Here is a 14470-nt window from a genome sequence, read left to right as displayed (position 1 = left end):
GCGGCCCACGCCCCGGGCGCGGGGAGCCGCGGCGTATCGTCCGCGCTCCGCGCTGCCAGCGCGGGCCACGCCTGCGCTCAGCCCCGCACCGAACGCCAGTCGTGCGACTCCAGCGCGTTGGCCTGCGGGCCCATCATCAGCATGCCGCCGTCCACCGGCCAGGACGCGCCGGTGACGTACGCGGCGGCGGGCGAGGCGAGCAGCGCGACCACGGCGGCCACCTCCCGCGCGTCGCCGGGCCGCCCGACCGGCACCCCGGGGCGCTCCTGGGTGAACGGGTCGACGTCCTCCTGGCCGGTCATCGGGGTGGCGATCTCGCCCGGGGCGACCGCGTTGACGGTGATCCCGTCCGGGGCCAGCTCCTGCGCCATCACCTTGGTCAGCAGGCCGAGCCCGCCCTTGGCGGCGCAGTACGCGGCCGAGCCGACCCGGGGCGCGTGCTCGTGCACGCTGGTGATGTTGACGATCCGCCCGCCCAGCCCCGCGGCCCGCATCCGCCGGGCGGCCCGCTGCCCGCACAGGAACGGCCCGTCGAGGTCGACGGAGAGCACCTCGCGCCACTGCTCCCAGCCGGTGTCGACGAACGGCGTGGACGCCCCAGTGCCGGCGTTGTTGACGAGCACGCCGAGGCCGCCGAGCCGGTCGGCCAGCTCGTCGACGACCGCGTCGGCGCCCGGCAGCCGGGTCAGGTCCAGCTCGGCGACCTCGCAGCGCCGGCCGGCGGCGCGTACCTCGGCGGCGGTCCGCTCGCCGCCCTCGGCGTCGCGGTGCCAGGTGACGCCGACGTCGAAGCCGGCCTCGGCGAGGGCGACGGCGCAGGCCCGGCCGATGCCGGAGTCCGCGCCGGTGACGATGGCGGTTCTCGGGTAGTTCTCGTAACGCGATGGCATGCTGGCGCACTACCCGTTCCCCGCGAATGCAACCACGCGTCGATCCCCGTCCATGAAGAGGATTGTCTGCGTCGATGCGCTCTGTCATTCTCCACCGTGGACGCTGCCAGCGGCGGTCGGCAATCCGGAGGGTCGCGCTGAGGTGGCGCCGTCATCTGCCGGAGGGATCTCGTGAAGCGCAGACGTCGCCATCTGCTCGCAGGACTGGCGGTCGGTGCCCTGGTGGCGTCGACCGGGCTCGTCGGAATCCACTTCGCCGGCGCCGAGGTGCCGACGCCCGTCGCCGCGGCCGGCGACGGTGAGATGCCCGGCGCGCTGGGCGCCCACATGGAGCGGCTGCGCCAGGCCGTGCCGGGCAGCGACGGCATGTCGCCGGACGGGCCCGGCAACGCCGCGCAGCAGGAGTTCCTGGAGCGCGCGTACCCGGCCGGCACGATCAGCATCGCCCAGGTCGACCGCTCCAAGTCGGCGTACGCCGCCGCCGAGCGGCGCGCCGGCGGCACCCGGGGCTGGACGAACATCGGCCCCAGCGAGGCCCTCTACCCGTTCACCGAGTTCCGCAACGCCGCCAACTACGTGCCGAACGCGTACGTCGCGGGTGGCCGGGTCACCTCCATCGACATCGCTCCCGACTGCAACGCCCTGCTCTGCCGGGCGTACGTCACGCCGGCCGGCGGCGGCGTCTGGGGCACCCTGAACGTCCTCGCCGCCGAGCCGAAGTGGTTCTACCTGGGCGGGCCGCTCGGCATCAACGCGGCCGGCTCGGTCAAGATCGACCGCAACGACAGGACCGGGCTGACCATCTACGTCGGCACCGGCGAGGCGAACACCTGCGCCTCCGGCTGCGTCGCCGGCGTCGGGCTCTACAAGTCGACCAACGGCGGCGTCACCTGGAAGGGCCCGCTGGGCAAGGACGCCCTCGCCGGCAAGGGCATCGGTGAGATCACCATCAAGCCCGGCGACCCGAAGACGCTCTACGTCGCCACCACCACCGCCCTGCGCGGCATGTCCGGCTCCTGCTGCACCGGCGTCACCCGGCCCGTGCCCGACGCGGAGAAGTGGGGCCTCTACAAGTCGTCCGACGGCGGCGCGAACTGGACGTTCATCCACAACGGCTCGGCCGACGCGACGCAGTGCACGGGCAGCGCCGCCGAATACAACAACACCGCCGCCTGCTCGCCGCGCGGCGTGCGCTACGTCAAGCTCGACCCGCGCGACGCGAACACCGTCTACGCCTCCTCGTACGCCCGGGGGGTCTGGCGCTCCGCGGACGCCGGCGCCACCTGGACGCAGATCAAGCCCTCGCTGAACCCGGCGGTCTTCCAGACCCGGGCCGCGATCGACGTGACCGCCCTGCCGAACGGCAAGACCCGGATGTACGTCTACGAGGGCAACCTCGGCAACCCGTACTCGCGGCTGTTCCGCAGCGACGACGTGGCCGGGACCACGCCCGCGTTCACCGACCTGAGCAGCGCCAACCCGGCCGACCCGGGCTACGCCACCTACAACCAGTGCACCGGCCAGTGCTGGTACGACGTGTTCGTGCACACCCCGGCCGGGCACCCCGACATCGTCTACACCGGCGGCTCGTACGTCTACGGCGAGACCGTCGCCCACAAGCGGGCCGTGGTGCTCTCCACCGACGCCGGCGTCAGCGGCACCGACATGACCTACGACGGCACCGACGAGCTGCACCCCAACGGCCTGCACCCCGACCAGCACGCCCTGGTCACCAACCCGCGCAACCCGTACCAGTTCTTCGAGGCCAACGACGGCGGCGTGATGCGCTCCAGCGGCCAGTTCGTGGACCGCTCGGCCTGGTGCGACAACCCCGACCGCAACCTGACCACGCAGGCGCAGAAGGACCGCTGCCGGCAGATGCTGTCGAAGATCCCGTCGAAGCTGGACGGCATCAACAAGGGCATGAACACGTTGCAGTTCATCAGCCTCTCGGCCAGCCCGCACGACCACCGGCTGCTGCAGGGCGGCACCCAGGACAACGGCACCTGGGAGAACAAGGGCGAGCGCCGGCGCTGGGTCAACACGATGATCGGTGATGGCGGCGCCTCCGGCTTCGACGTCGGCAGGCCGGAGTTCCGCTTCCACACCTTCTACGACGCCTCGCCCGAGGTGAACTTCGCGGGCGGCGACGTGGGCAGCTGGATCTCGATCTCCGACCCGATCTTCGGGCAGCCGGGCACCCTGTTCTACGCCCCGGTGATCACCGACCCGAAGGTCAGCGGCACGATGTTCGCCGGCACCTCGCGCACCGTCTACCGGACGAAGACGTTCGGGCTGGGCGACCGGAGCCTGGCCGAGGCCGACCGGATCTGCAACACCTGGACCGGCACCTTCGAGGCGCAGTGCGGCGACTTCGCGCCGCTGGGCACGGTCAACCTGACCGACGCCGCGTGGGGCGACCGGGCCGGCGGCGCCGTCTCGGTCGTCGAGCGCGTCGCCTCCGACTCGTCCACGGCGTACGCGGCCACCAGCACCGGCCGGGTCTTCGTGTCCCGCAACGTCGACGCCGAGCCGGCGTCGGCGGTCACCTGGACGCGCATCGACACCGCCGCCACGCCGAACCGCTTCGTCACGAGCGTCCACGTCGACCCGGCCGACCCGGCCCGGGCGTGGGTCTCCTACAGCGGCTTCAACTCGAACACGCCGGCCACCGCCGGGCACGCGTTCGAGGTGCGGCTGGCCGGCGCCGGCGCGACCTGGACCGACCGGTCGTACGACTTCGGCGACCAGCCGATCACCGACCTGGTCCGCGACGACGTCACCGGCACCCTCTACGCGGCCACCGACTTCGGCGTGCTGCGGCTGGCCAAGGGCAGCACGACCTGGGTGAAGGCGGCCCGGGGCATGCCGAACGTGGAGGTCGCCGGGCTGACCATCGTGCCGGGCGAGCGGGTGCTCTACGCCGCCTCGCACGGTCTCGGCGCCTGGCAGCTCACGCTCTGAGGCAGGCGACCATCGGCAACGACACGGTGAGGGGCCGCGCACGCGGCCCCTCACCGCTGCCCGAGGCGGCCGGCCGCGCCTGGCGGACCCTCGGCGCGGCCTTCGTCCTGCTCGTCTTCGTCCCGCCGCTGCTGCTGCTGGTCTCCGGTTCGCTCACCGAGCCGGGCCTGCCGCCGCCGCCCACCCCGCAGCTCGTGCCGGAGCCGGTGTCCACCACCGGCTACCGGGAGGCCGTCGAGCTGGGCGGGCTGCTGCGCGCCTCGCTCAACTCGGTCCTGGTCGCGGTCGTCGCCGTGCCGCTGAGCGTGCTCGTCGCCTCCCTTGCGGGCTTCGCGCTGACCCGGCTCGCCCCGCGCGTCACGGGCGTCGTCGTGGCGGCCTCCCTGGTCGCGCTGATGGTGCCGGCCACGGCGCTGCTCGTGCCCCGCTTCGCGATCTTCCGGACGCTGGGCCTGACCGACACCCTAGTGCCGCTGGTGGCCCCGGCGTTGCTGGGCACCTCGCCGCTCTACGTCCTGGTCTACCACCTGGCGTTCCGGGCGCTGCCGAGCGACCTCTACGACGCCTGCCTGGTGGCGGACCTGTCGCCGCTGCGCACCTGGTGGCGGGTCGCCCTGCCGCTGGTGCGCCCGGTCACCGCCGGCCTCACCGCGCTGACCTTCGTGCTCACCTGGTCGAACTTCCTCGACCCGCTGGTCTACGTCTACGACCGCGACCTGTTCACCCTGCCGCTGGCGCTGCGCTCCCTGTCGGTGCTGGACCCGACGAACTTCCCGGTGTTCCTGGCCGGGGCGGTGCTGGCCACGGTGCCGGCGCTGGCCGTCTTCGTGCTCGCCCAGCGGCGCTTCCTCCACCACGACGACCCGACGGGACGGGACTGACGATGCGACCGGCAACGGAACCGACGATGCGACCGAGGGCGCTGCTCGCGCTGCTGCTCACCGCCGTGCTGGCCGCCACGGGGTGCGGCGCCGGCTCCGGGTCGTCCGCCGACGGCCCGGTGCGGCTGCTGGTCTTCGGCGCCCCCGAGGAACTCGTCGCCTACCGCACCCTCGTCGAGGCGTACGAGAAGGCGCGTCCCGGCGCCGACGTGCAGCTCGTCGAGGCCAGCGACCGCAAGGACCTGCTGGCCCGGCTCGCCACCTCGGTGGCCGGCGGCGCCCCGCCGGATGCGTTCCTGATGAACTACCGCTTCTACGGCCAGTTCGCCGCCAAGGACGTCATCGAGCCGCTGGACGACCGGCTGGCCGCCTCCGAGGCCGTCGACCCGGCCGACTACTACCCGGTGGCGTGGGACGCGTTCCGGTGGAAGGACCGGCAGCTCTGCCTGCCGCAGAACGTCTCCAGCCTGGCCGTCTACTACAACCGCACCCTGTTCACGAAGTACGGCGTGCCCGAGCCGAGGGCCGGCTGGACGTGGAACGACCTGGTCGCCACCGCGACCGCGATGACCCTCGACTCCCGTGGCGTGGTGGTCAAGGCCACCGAGAGCGAGGGCGCGGCGCTGCGGCCGGCCGTGCACGGCCTCGGCGTCGAGCCGTCGATCATCCGGCTCGCCCCGTTCGTCTGGTCGGGCGGGGCCGAGATCGTCGACGACCCGGCGAGGCCGACCCGGCTGACCCTGGACACCCCGGCCGCCCGGGAGGCGCTGAAGAACCTCGTCGACCTGCGGCTGGCGTACGGGGTGGTGCCCACCGACGAGGAGGTGGAGGCCGAGGACGACGAGTCCCGCTTCGCCAACGGCCGGCTCGCCATGCTGATGAGTTCCCGCCGCTCCACCACCACGTTCCGCTCGATCACCGGCTTCGAGTGGGACGTCGCCCCGCTGCCCGTCTACAAGGAGCAGGTCGGGGTGCTGCACTCCGACGCGTACTGCATGACCCGGGGCGCGAAGCACAAGGACGCCGCGTGGCGGTTCCTGGAGTTCGCCATCGCCGAGGAGGGCCAGCGGATCATCGCCGCCACCGGACGTACCGTCCCGTCGCACATCGGGGTGTCGCGGTCCCCGGCGTTCCTCGGTCCCGCCCAGCCGCCACGCAGCGCGAAGGTCTTCCTCGACGCGATCCCCACCGTCCGGGCGCTGCCGACCGTCTCCACCTGGCCGGAGATCGAGGACGTCACCTACGGCATCCTGGAGAACGCCATGCACCGGGGCGACCGGCTCGACGACGTCGTCCGCGAGCTCGACCGGCAGACCCGGCCGATCTTCGCCCGCGGGGAGCACGGGTGAGCGATCCGGGCCTCGCCCTGGCCGGCGTCTCGGCCGCGTACCGGGGGTCGACGGTGCTGCACGAGGTGGACCTGACCGCCGCCCGGGGCGAGCTGCTGGTGGTGCTCGGCCCGTCCGGGGCCGGCAAGTCGACAGTGCTGCGGGTCGTCGCCGGCCTGGAGCCGGTCACCGCCGGCCGGATCCGCATCGCCGGCCGCGACGTCACCGCCGAGCGTCCGGGCCGGCGCAACGTGTCGATGGTCTTCCAGTCGTACGCGCTCTTCCCGCACCTGAGCGTCGCCGAGAACATCGCGTTCGGCCTGGAGGTACGCGACACGCCCCGCGCGGTGGCCCGGGAGCGGGCCCGCGCGGCGGCCGAGACCGTCGGCTGCGCCACCCTGCTGGACCGCCGGCCCGGGCAGCTCTCCGGCGGCGAACGGCAGCGGGTGGCGCTGGCCCGGGCGCTGGTGCGCGAGCCGGACGTGTTCCTGCTCGACGAGCCGCTCTCCAACCTCGACCAGGCGCTGCGGGTGCAGATGCGCGCCGAGCTGCGGGCCCTACACGACCGGCTGGGCGCGACGATGGTGCACGTCACCCACGACCAGACCGAGGCGCTGGTGCTCGCCGACCGGATCGCCGTGCTGCGCGACGGGCGCATCGAGCAGGTCGGCACCCCCGACGAGATCTGGCGCACCCCGGCCACCACCTTCGTCGCCCGCTTCGTCGGGTCCCCGGCGATGAACCTGCTGCCCGCCGGAGGGCCGCTCACGCCCGGCGGCACCGCGCCGGTCGACCGGGCCGGCGCGGGCGAGCTGGAGATCGGCTTCCGGCCGGAGGCGGTCGTCCTGGACGCGCCCGACGGCGCGGCGGCCACCGTCGACCGGGTCGAGGTGGTCGGCGAGGACGCGTACGCGTACCTGACCCTCGCCGGCGGGCACCCCGTCGTCGCCCGGGTGCCCGCCGCCCGCCGGCCCGGAAGGGGCGCGCCGGTACGCGTCGGCGTGCGCTGGGCCGACGTGCACGTCTTCCACGCCGGCTCCGGGCGCCGGTACGCCCCGTGACGGGCACGGACCGCCGCTCGCGCCGGCAGCTGGCGCTGATGCTGACGCCGTACCTGGTCGGGCTGGTCGGGCTGGTGCTGCTGCCCGCCGCGGTCACCCTGGCGCTGGCCTTCACCGAGTACGACCTGCTGCGCCCGCCGCGCTGGGTGGGGCTGGACAACTTCGCGGCGCTGCTGGCCGACCCGGTGTTCCGGGTGTCGCTGACCAACTCGCTGGTCTTCGCGCTGGTGGCCGTACCGCTGCGGGTGCTCTTCGCGCTCGGCCTGGCGCTGCTGCTGCACCGCCGCGCGGTCGGCGTCGGCGGCGCCCGCACCGCGGCGGTGCTGCCGACCGCGGTGCCGGAGATCGCCTACGGGCTGCTCTGGCTCTGGCTGCTCAACCCGCTCTACGGCCCGATCAACCAGCTGCTGCGCACGGGCGGTGAGAACGGGCTGACCGCGCTGGGACGCACCCCGCCGCAGTGGCTCACCGACCCGACCGACGCCCGCGCGGCGATCGTTCTGATGAGCCTGTTCACCGTCGGGGAGACCTTCGTGGTGCTGCTGGCCGCCCGCCGCGCGCTGCCCCGCGACGTCTACGAGATGGCGGCGATCGAGGACGCCACCGGCTGGGACGTGTTCCGCCGGGTCACGCTGCCGCTGATGGCGCCCGTGCTGGGGCTGCTGGCGGTGCGCGACGCCATCCAGAGCCTGCACTTCTCCTTCGTGCCGGCCTTCGTGGTGACCGACGGCGGCCCACCCCCGTACGCCACCACCTACCTGTCGCTGTTCGTCTACCGCACCGGCTTCGAGTACCTGCGCTACGGCTACGCCGCCGCCGCGACCCTGGTGATGATCCTGCTGACCGTGGCGGCGGTGCTGGTGCAGTGGCGGCTGATCCGCCGCTACCGGGCGTTCTACCGGCTCTGAGGCCACCGGCGCCGACCCGATAATCCCGGGCGCCGGCCCCGGGAGCCGTGGCATGATCGCGCACTGCGTCGGCCGGGTGGCGGCGCGCGAGGAGGACGGCATGGAGTTCGAGGTACGCCGGATCGGGCCGGAGTCGACCGCCGAGGCGGCCGACGTGCTCGCCGACGCCTTCGACGGGTACCCCTGGATGGCCTGGACGGTGGCCGCCGACCGGCACCGAGAGCGGCTGGGGGCGATGTTCGCCGGCACCGTGGCCGCCGTCGGGCTGCCCTACGGCGACGTCTGGGCGGCGGTGGACGCCGACGGCCGGCCCGCGGCGGTGGCGGTCTGGCTGCGCCCGGACCGGCCGGTGCCGGACGAGGTCTGGGCCGGTGTCGCGGCGCGCAACGCCGAGCTGGCCGGCGACCGGCAGTCGGCGCTGCACGCCGCCGACGCCGCCTGCGCCTCCCTGCGGTCGGCCGAGCCGGCGTTCCTGCTCGCCACCGTCGGCGTGCGCCGGGCCGACCAGGGCCGGGGGCTGGGCGCCCGGGTGCTGCGACCCGGCCTCGCCGAGGCCGACCGCGCCGGCCTGCCCGCCGTGTTGGAGACCTCGTCGGAGCCGAACGTGCGGTTCTACCGGCGGCTGGGCTTCGCGGTCACCGGCCAGGCCCGGGTGCCCGACGGCGGGCCCGACGTCTGGGCGATGCGGCGGCCGGCCGCCGGCGAGCGGGTGTAAGGGCGGCCCGCCCGGGTAGCCGCCGGGAATGGAGCTGGTCGAGGAGTCGCCGTACCGCTTCCGGATCGACCGGCACGACCCGATGCGGGTGCCGGGGGTGGTGTTCGCGTCCCGGTCCCTGCTGCCCGACGCCGGGGAGGACAGGTCGCTGGAGCAGGTCGCGAACGTCGCCACGCTGCCCGGCATCGTCGACGCCTCGTACGCCATGCCCGACGTGCACTGGGGCTACGGGTTCCCGATCGGCGGGGTGGCCGCCACCGACGTCGCGAAGGGCGGCGTGGTCTCGCCCGGCGGGGTGGGCTTCGACATTTCCTGCGGCGTCCGGCTGCTCGCCGCCGACCTCGACCGCGACGGGCTGCGGCCCCGGCTGGACGCACTGATGGACGGGCTGGGCGAGGCGACCCCGCGCGGCATGGGCAAGGGCGCGGTGTGGCAGCTGTCGACGCGCGCGGAACTCGACGCGGTGCTGCGCGGCGGCTCCCGCCACGCGGTGGAGCGCGGCTTCGGCGTCGAGCGGGACCTGTACCGCTGCGAGGACGCCGGCGCCGTCGGCGACGCCGATCCGGCGCGGGTCAGCGAGCGGGCGATCGAGCGCGGCGCGCGCCAGGTCGGCAGCCTCGGCTCCGGCAACCACTTCCTGGAGGTGCAGGCCGTCGAGGAGGTGTACGACGACACCGCCGCCACCGCCTTCGGGCTGCGCCCCGGCCAGGTCTGCGTGATGATCCACTGCGGCTCCCGGGGGCTGGGCCACCAGATCTGCACCGACTACGTGCGCAAGATGGAGAAGGTGATGGCCCGCCACGGCATCGAGGTGCCGGACCGCCAGCTCGCCTGCGCCCCGGTCACCTCCGACGAGGGCCGCGCCTACCTGGGCGCGATGGCCGCCGCCGCCAACTATGCCCGGGCGAACCGGCAACTGCTGACCGACGCCGCCCGGAAGGTCTTCGCCCGGGTCACCGGCAGCCGGCTCGACCTGGTCTACGACATCTCGCACAACCTCGCGAAGATCGAGACGCACGGCGTCGACGGCGAGCGGCGGGCGCTGTGCGTACACCGCAAGGGGGCCACGCGCGCGCTGCCGCCCGGCCACGACGACCTGCCCGACGACCTGCGGGACGTGGGCCAGCCGGTGCTGATCCCCGGCTCCATGGGCACCGGCTCGTACGTGCTCACCGGCGTGCCGGGGTCGCCGGCCTTCGCGTCCACCTGCCACGGGGCCGGCCGGGTGCAGAGCCGCAAGCAGGCCGTGCGGTCGGAGCGCGGGCTGGACCCGCGTGCCCAGTTGGAGTCGCAGGACATCGCGGTGCGCGGGGCGTCCCGGCGCGGCCTGGCCGAGGAGATGCCGACGGCGTACAAGGACGTCTCGGCGGTGGTGGCCGCCGCCGAGGGCGCCGGGCTCTGCCGGAAGGTGGCCCGGCTGGTCCCGCTCGGCGTGGTGAAGGGCTGAGCGGCACGCGGCGTGGTACGGGGCCGAGCGGCACGCGGTGTGGTGCGGGGCCGGGCGGGCGGCTCACACGTCCAGCGTCACCGCGCAGCACCAGCCCTCGCCGTCGGGGCCGAAGCGCAGCCCGTGCAGGGAGACGGCCTTCGGCACCGCGCCGACCAGCTCGACGGCGTCGGTGTCCGCCGTGCGCCAGCGCACCACCAGGCCGCCGGCGCCGTCGTCGGCCACGTCGGTGCGCAGCGGCAGCTCACCCGCCGTCTCCATCCGGAAGATCACCTCGTCGAGTACGCCCACCAGCAGGTCCGCGTCGTCGCCGGGCGGTGCGCGGAACTCCCGCCGTGGGCCCGGCCGCGCCCCGGCGGGGTCGACGAACGTGCCGACCAGCGCGGCGACCGCCTCGGCGACGCACTCCTCCCGGCTCGGCGCCCACGCCTCGATGCGGACGTCGGCGGTGTGCGGCAGGCGGCGGTGCCCCCGCCCGGGTCGTCGCTGCATGCCCCGATCCTCCGCCACGGGGGCGCCGCGCGACGGCCGGTTCAGTTCAGCCCGAGCCGGGCGATCGGCTCGACGAGCTCGCGTTCCTCGTACGCGAGGTGGGACAGCAGCGTGTCGCTGAGCAGGTCGACCGCCGCGCGGAGCTCGGCCATCCCGTCGGCGACGGAGACGAACGCGACCAGCGCCCGGTCCACCCGCTCCAGCACGTCGTGGATCGCGTGGTGCTCCTGCTCCAGCCGGTCCAGCACCGGGGCGAGGCGGGCGTCGCCCCGGCGCAGGTGCGGGAAGATGCCCCGGTCCTCCAGCGTGTGGTGGGTGGTGACCACCCGGCAGTACGACTCGCAGTACGTGCCCAGGGTCCACTTGTTCTGCCGGATGGTCATCGTGTTGATGTGCGAGCGGGCCGTGCCCGCGTCGACCAGCCCGGCGCCCACCTGCTCCACCAGGTCGTACAGCCGGGTCAGCTCGGCGCGCAATCCGTCGTGCACGTCGATCAGGTGCTGGGCGCCGGCCTGGTCGTGCGGGGTGTAGGTGCGTGCCGGGTCCGGCGCGGGGCCGGTGGGCCGCGTGGTCTCGTCCCATACCCGGATCGCGCTGCGGCGCACGCCGTCATCGGGCGTCGGGACGACGGCGAAGGATCCGGCGCCGGCGGGCGGGCGGGCAGCGGCCGGCGCCTCCGCCGGGGCCGGCCCGGGCGTCGCCGGGGCCGCGGCGGGCGCGGCGCCGGCCGCGCGCTCGCCGGCCACGAGTTCGCGTACGGCGGGGGCGACCTCGGCGGCGAAGCGCCGCAGGTCCTCGGGGTCGTCGCTGCCCAGGATGAAGGTGCTTATCCCGTCGCTGAGCGCGAGGTTCGCCAGCTCCTCGGCCCACTGCTCGGCGGGGCCGTCGAGCGGTCCCCGGCCGACGGGGGCGAAGCGGCCGGTGACGTTGAGCAGGCGGCGCACGTCGGCCGGGTCGCGGCCGGCCTCCCGGGCGGAGTCGTCGATGATCGTGTTGCCCCTGCCGAGGTCGCCGGGTTGCAGGTAGCCCAGCGACGGCAGCCACCCGTCGGCCCGGCTGCCGGTCAACGCCAGCATCCGCGGCTTGTACGCGCCGAGCCAGATGCCCACGTCGTGGGCGGGGGCGGGGCCCCGCTTCGCGCCGAGGACCCGGTGGAACTCGCCGTCGACCCGGACGCCGCCGCGCGCCTCGACGTCCCAGACCTGGCGGATGACGTCGATCGCCTCGGCCAGGGCCCGCACGCCCTGCCCGGGGGAGAGCCGGCGCCCGCCCATCGCCTCGATGGCCTCCCAGAACGCGCCGGCGCCCAGGCCGAGCTCCACCCGGCCACCGCTGAGCAAATCGAGACTCGCCACGCTGCGGGCCAGGACGGCCGGCGGCCGCAGCGGCAGGTTCGTCACGTTGGCGGCCAGCCGCACCGCGCCGGTGCGGGCCGCCACGAAGCTCATCAGCGTCCACGTGTCGAGGAACGCGGGCTGGTACGGGTGGTCCTGGAAGGTGACCAGGTCGAACCCGACCTGCTCGGCCAGCACGGCGAGGCCCACCACCCGCCCGGGCTCGGCGTTGCCGGGCGTCAGGAACGCCCCGAAGGCCAGCGGATGGCCGTAGTCGCCCATGTCGGTACTCCCTTCCGCCCCGCAGCCTCTCACGCGGCTCGGGGCGGCTCCTGAGCCGTCCGGCGAATCGATGCCGGCACCGCGCTCCGTGCGGCCCGTGCCGCCCGCCGCCGGGCACTGCGGGTGCCGCCACACGGCGTACGGTCGGCGGATGCGGATCGTGAAGTTCACCCACTCCTGCGTCCGGCTGGAGCACGACGGCGGCGTGCTGGTCATCGACCCCGGCACCTGGAGCGAGCCACGGGCCCTGGCCGGCGCGGACGCCGTGCTGGTCACCCACGAGCACACCGACCACGTCGACGTGCTCCGGCTGGCGGGTCTCGGCGTGCCGGTCTTCGCGCCGGAGGGCGCCGTCCTGCCCGACCTGGCGCCGCTGTCCGTGACCAGGGTCGGCGCCGGTCAGCGGTTCACCGCCGCCGGCCTCACCGTGACCGCGCTCGGCGGCCGGCACGCCACCATCCACGGCGGCCAGCCCGACTGCGCCAACCTGGGCTACCTCGTGGGCGACGCGGTCTACCACCCGGGCGACTCCCTGCACCGGCCGGACCGGCCGGTTGAGACGCTGCTGGTCCCGGCACAGGCATCCTGGCTGAAGCTCACCGAGGCGATCGACTTCGCCACCGCCGTCGGGGCCGAGCGGGTGTTCCCGATCCACGACGCGCAGCTCAACGAGCGCGGCCTGACCAGCGTGAACGGCTGGTTCGCCGAGACCGTGCCCGGCTATCGCCACCTGGCGCCGGGGGAGTCCGCCTGACCGGTGACCCCACTCAGGGGTGATCTCCACCGACACCGGCCGTGTCGTCCACGGACGAACTGCTATACGGTCGCGGGGTGAGGGTCGAAGAACACTGGTGGAACGGCGACACGTCGCAGCGTGGGCGTCGGGACGTGTACATCCGTACCGACGGGCAGCGATGGGACGTACAGGTACGGATCGGCGGCGAGTCAGGCCGCTCCCGGGTGCAGGAGTGCCCCGGTCGGACGTCGGCGGTCATTCTGGCCGGCGCGTGGCGCGGCAACCACCCCGCCTGGCGCGAGGTGTCCGACTGACGGCGACCGCCGGCCTCGGGCGGTGACAACCGGTCGCGGCCGGCGTTGACCGGGCTGCTCCCTCCGACGTTGGTTACGCTCAGGTGACCACGGCGGGGGGAGCAGCATGAGCGGCGGAACCGTTGCGGCGGTGATGCCGGCTGCGTTCATCGGTCACGGCAGCCCGATGAACGCGCTGGAACTCAACCGCTACACGCAGGCGTGGCGCGCCTTCGGGCGGGCGGTCCCGCGGCCCCGGGCGATCCTGGTCGTGTCGGCCCACTGGTACATCGGCGCCACCGCCGTCACCGCGATGCCCCGGCCGAGGACGATCCACGACTTCTACGGCTTCCCGCCGGAGCTGTTCGACGTCGACTACCCGGCGCCCGGCCTGCCGGAGCTGGCGGAGGAGATCGCCGACGTGGCCCGTCCCACCTGGGTGGGGGCGGACGTCGACTCGTGGGGGATCGACCACGGCACCTGGTCGGTGCTCACCCACGCGTTTCCCGACGCGGACGTCCCGGTCGTCCAGTTGAGCATCAACGCGTTCAAGGACCTGGACTACCACCTGGACCTGGGCGCGCGGCTCGCCCCGTTGCGCGAGCGCGGAGTGCTCGTCGTGACCAGCGGCAACGTGGTGCACAACCTGCGGGGGGTGGACCCGCGCATGGTCGACGAGGGCTTCGACTGGGCGCGGCGGTTCGACGAGGCGGCGAAGGACGTCATGCTCGGCGAGCCGACCGAGGCGGCCACGCTGGACGCCCACCGTGACTTCGGCCGGGCCGTGCCGACGCCGGACCACTTCGTCCCGTTGCTCTACCTCGCCGGCCTGGCGGGCGCCGCCGGCGACGGCGCGCAGGTGCTGGTGGACGGGTACGCGTACGGGTCGCTGTCGATGACCGCCTACACGGTGGGCTCGCCCTGCCCTACCGAGGCCCCGCTGGCCGGCGCACCCGCACTGCCGACCGACGTGCCGATCGACTCCTCCAACATCTGACGGCCACCGTCCGGCCGCCGCCGCTGTGGGCCGCCGCCCGTCGGCTTCCCCGGCTGGTGTCGGCGGGGCGGCGGGGCGGCGGGACGAGGGTTCAGCCGGTCGTGGGCGCCGGCTCGGCGACCGGTCCGCACGGCTGGGCCCT

The 14470-nt window shown here is 74.5% G+C and carries 13 protein-coding genes; 10 read left to right on the top strand and 3 right to left on the bottom strand.

Features of this window, described 5'->3' with window-relative positions; translation table 11 throughout:
• Nucleotides 1-77: 77 nt before the first annotated feature.
• Nucleotides 78-890 (bottom strand): SDR family oxidoreductase, encoded by an 813-nt coding sequence (locus ACLQ22_RS16655; RefSeq protein WP_425693094.1) that lies wholly within the window; start codon nucleotides 888-890, stop codon nucleotides 78-80.
• 171 nt (nucleotides 891-1061) lie between these two features.
• On the opposite strand from ACLQ22_RS16655, the gene ACLQ22_RS16650 reads away from it, so the two are divergent.
• The 7 genes from ACLQ22_RS16650 (at nucleotide 1062) to ACLQ22_RS16620 (ending at nucleotide 10194) form a co-directional block, all read left to right on the top strand.
• Entirely contained in the window at nucleotides 1062-3854 is a 2793-nt protein-coding gene (locus tag ACLQ22_RS16650; RefSeq protein WP_425693093.1) for an exo-alpha-sialidase, read from the top strand.
• Nucleotides 3855-3880: 26 nt separating this feature from the next.
• Entirely contained in the window at nucleotides 3881-4735 is an 855-nt protein-coding gene (locus tag ACLQ22_RS16645) for a carbohydrate ABC transporter permease (protein ID WP_425693092.1), read from the top strand.
• 26 nt (nucleotides 4736-4761) lie between these two features.
• On the top strand, nucleotides 4762-6084 hold the full coding sequence (locus ACLQ22_RS16640; protein WP_425693091.1) for an ABC transporter substrate-binding protein: 1323 nt from the start codon (nucleotides 4762-4764) through the stop codon (nucleotides 6082-6084).
• Entirely contained in the window at nucleotides 6081-7124 is a 1044-nt protein-coding gene (locus tag ACLQ22_RS16635) for an ABC transporter ATP-binding protein (protein WP_425693090.1), read from the top strand. The genes ACLQ22_RS16640 and ACLQ22_RS16635 overlap by 4 nt, the downstream gene beginning before the upstream one ends.
• A gap of 38 nt (nucleotides 7125-7162) precedes the next feature.
• Nucleotides 7163-8032, top strand: coding sequence for a carbohydrate ABC transporter permease (locus tag ACLQ22_RS16630; protein ID WP_425693310.1), 870 nt, complete (start codon nucleotides 7163-7165; stop codon nucleotides 8030-8032).
• 100 nt (nucleotides 8033-8132) lie between these two features.
• A complete protein-coding gene (locus tag ACLQ22_RS16625; RefSeq protein ID WP_425693309.1) occupies nucleotides 8133-8747 on the top strand; it encodes a GNAT family N-acetyltransferase in 615 nt (204 codons plus the stop codon).
• 28 nt (nucleotides 8748-8775) lie between these two features.
• Nucleotides 8776-10194: an RtcB family protein gene (locus ACLQ22_RS16620; RefSeq protein ID WP_425693089.1), complete on the top strand. Its 1419-nt coding sequence runs from the start codon at nucleotides 8776-8778 to the stop codon at nucleotides 10192-10194.
• Between the two features lie 63 nt (nucleotides 10195-10257).
• On the opposite strand, the gene ACLQ22_RS16615 is transcribed toward ACLQ22_RS16620, so the two are convergent.
• Together ACLQ22_RS16615 and ACLQ22_RS16610 are read right to left on the bottom strand one after the other, a co-directional pair.
• A complete protein-coding gene (locus ACLQ22_RS16615; RefSeq protein ID WP_425693088.1) occupies nucleotides 10258-10686 on the bottom strand; it encodes an archease in 429 nt (142 codons plus the stop codon).
• 41 nt (nucleotides 10687-10727) lie between these two features.
• A complete protein-coding gene (locus ACLQ22_RS16610; RefSeq protein WP_425693087.1) occupies nucleotides 10728-12302 on the bottom strand; it encodes an LLM class flavin-dependent oxidoreductase in 1575 nt (524 codons plus the stop codon).
• A gap of 151 nt (nucleotides 12303-12453) precedes the next feature.
• On the opposite strand from ACLQ22_RS16610, the gene ACLQ22_RS16605 reads away from it, so the two are divergent.
• The 3 genes from ACLQ22_RS16605 to ygiD all read left to right on the top strand — a co-directional run bounded on the left by ACLQ22_RS16605 (nucleotide 12454) and on the right by ygiD (nucleotide 14328).
• Nucleotides 12454-13056: an MBL fold metallo-hydrolase gene (locus ACLQ22_RS16605; RefSeq protein ID WP_425693086.1), complete on the top strand. Its 603-nt coding sequence runs from the start codon at nucleotides 12454-12456 to the stop codon at nucleotides 13054-13056.
• Between the two features lie 77 nt (nucleotides 13057-13133).
• Complete coding sequence (locus tag ACLQ22_RS16600; RefSeq protein WP_089000245.1) at nucleotides 13134-13352, top strand: hypothetical protein; 219 nt, start codon at nucleotides 13134-13136, stop codon at nucleotides 13350-13352.
• A gap of 106 nt (nucleotides 13353-13458) precedes the next feature.
• Nucleotides 13459-14328: a 4,5-DOPA dioxygenase extradiol gene (gene ygiD / locus ACLQ22_RS16595; RefSeq protein WP_425693085.1), complete on the top strand. Its 870-nt coding sequence runs from the start codon at nucleotides 13459-13461 to the stop codon at nucleotides 14326-14328.
• Nucleotides 14329-14470 lie beyond the last annotated feature (142 nt).

The sequence above is a fragment of the Micromonospora sp. DT178 genome, from assembly GCF_049841695.1.
GTDB lineage: Bacteria > Actinomycetota > Actinomycetes > Mycobacteriales > Micromonosporaceae > Micromonospora.
The sequence above is the reverse complement of the archived record's forward strand: the minus strand, read 5'-3'. Positions and strand labels throughout refer to the sequence as shown.

Coding starts and splice junctions, on each gene's coding strand:
- ACLQ22_RS16615 (WP_425693088.1), bottom strand. CDS start 10,686: ATGCAGCGACGACCCGGGCGGGGGCACCGCCGCCTGCCGCACACCGCC.
- ACLQ22_RS16620 (WP_425693089.1), top strand. CDS start 8,776: ATGGAGCTGGTCGAGGAGTCGCCGTACCGCTTCCGGATCGACCGGCAC.
- ACLQ22_RS16605 (WP_425693086.1), top strand. CDS start 12,454: ATGCGGATCGTGAAGTTCACCCACTCCTGCGTCCGGCTGGAGCACGAC.
- ACLQ22_RS16610 (WP_425693087.1), bottom strand. CDS start 12,302: ATGGGCGACTACGGCCATCCGCTGGCCTTCGGGGCGTTCCTGACGCCC.
- ACLQ22_RS16640 (WP_425693091.1), top strand. CDS start 4,762: ATGCGACCGAGGGCGCTGCTCGCGCTGCTGCTCACCGCCGTGCTGGCC.
- ACLQ22_RS16655 (WP_425693094.1), bottom strand. CDS start 890: ATGCCATCGCGTTACGAGAACTACCCGAGAACCGCCATCGTCACCGGC.
- ygiD (WP_425693085.1), top strand. CDS start 13,459: ATGAGCGGCGGAACCGTTGCGGCGGTGATGCCGGCTGCGTTCATCGGT.
- ACLQ22_RS16625 (WP_425693309.1), top strand. CDS start 8,133: ATGGAGTTCGAGGTACGCCGGATCGGGCCGGAGTCGACCGCCGAGGCG.
- ACLQ22_RS16630 (WP_425693310.1), top strand. CDS start 7,163: ATGCTGACGCCGTACCTGGTCGGGCTGGTCGGGCTGGTGCTGCTGCCC.